A 367-nucleotide genomic window follows, 5' to 3' on the forward strand; every position below is an offset into this window, starting at 1 on the left:
TGAGCACGCGAAGCGTGGGAAACAAAAAACCACCTGCTATGCGGGTGGTGTAGGAAAAGCTTATAGCAAAAAAATCACCTTGTGTGGAATCCGCTATAATAGAGTTGTTCAGGCTACTATGTATAACGGAAAGGACAAGGTGATTTCATGGCGAAACAAAGAGATGACATGGCACACACGAAATGGATGTGCAAGTATCACATTGTATTCACCCCAAAGTATAGACGAAAGGTGATCTACAATCAATACAAAGAAAGCATCCGGGATATCCTCAAACAATTGTGCGGATATAAAGGGGTGGAGATCATCGAAGGGCATCTGATGCCGGACCACATTCATATGCTGGTGAGTATTCCGCCGAAGATGA

The 367-nt window shown here is 43.9% G+C and carries 1 protein-coding gene; it reads left to right on the forward strand.

Annotated features, from left to right (window positions below; translation table 11 throughout):
- Positions 1–147: 147 nt before the first annotated feature.
- A partial coding sequence (tnpA, locus tag DQG13_RS30400; RefSeq protein ID WP_113023931.1) for an IS200/IS605 family transposase occupies positions 148–367 on the forward strand: 220 nt, incomplete at its 3' end.

The sequence above is a fragment of the Paenibacillus sp. YN15 genome (assembly GCF_003285005.1).
In the GTDB taxonomy this organism is placed as follows: Bacteria; Bacillota; Bacilli; order Paenibacillales; family NBRC-103111; genus Paenibacillus_AR.